Below are 328 nucleotides of genomic sequence, written 5' to 3'. Positions count from 1 at the left end.
CCGCGCCGCCGCACCCGGCGGGCATCCCGAACTTCCCGGACTGGGTCGCCCGGGAGGCCTACTCGCACGAGGTCAGCAGCGCCGGGTTCTGGCCGGGCGGGCCGTCGAGCGATGCGGTGTTCTACTCCTACGCCTACCCGCCTCCCGACGGCTTCGCCGCCGCCCCCGTCCGCCCGGCCGAAGCCGGTTGGAACGACCAGCTCGGGGAGTTCGTGCTCCCCTACGAGGCGGTCCGGGCCTCGACCTCGCCGGACGAGACGCTGCTGGAATTCCTCCAGAGCACCTACGAGGCGGCCGCCGACCGGGCCTCCTGGGACCGGGCGGGGCT

1 protein-coding gene is annotated in these 328 nt (G+C 74.7%); it reads left to right on the top strand.

The annotated features are described in order from the left end of the window. Window positions 1-328 (top strand): DUF5996 family protein (locus AB1L88_RS26980; protein ID WP_367099821.1); only part of this gene is annotated, 328 nt, incomplete at both ends.

This window comes from Tautonia sp. JC769 (assembly GCF_040717455.1).
GTDB lineage: Bacteria > Planctomycetota > Planctomycetia > Isosphaerales > Isosphaeraceae > Tautonia.
The sequence above is the reverse complement of the archived record's forward strand: the minus strand, read 5'-3'. Positions and strand labels throughout refer to the sequence as shown.